The organism is Neisseria sp. P0009.S007, from assembly GCF_051962515.1.
Window position 1 is genome coordinate 1 of the sequence record NZ_JBQCVF010001199.1, and the last position, 250, is coordinate 250.

Here is a 250-nt window from a genome sequence, read left to right on the forward strand (position 1 = left end):
GAAAAGCTCAGTACAGGTTTGATCGAATGGTTGCGCTGTCAAAATGCAGATACAGTCATTGTCGGCGGTTTGGCAACGGATTATTGTGTGAAGACAACGGTTTTACAGTTACTTAAAGGCGGGGCTTGGAAAGTCATCGTCAATCAGGCGTCTTGTCGTGGCATTGCTCCGGAAACGGTTGAATCTGCATGGCAGGAAATGCATTCTGCCGGGGCTATTATTTTAGAAAACGCCGAAGAAATAAAAAAAT

Annotated in this window: 1 protein-coding gene; it reads left to right on the plus strand. The window is 44.8% G+C overall.

Annotated features, from left to right (window positions below; translation table 11 throughout):
- The coding region (locus tag ACTHS3_RS18290; RefSeq protein ID WP_440368844.1) for an isochorismatase family protein at positions 1–250 on the plus strand (250 nt) is incomplete at both ends.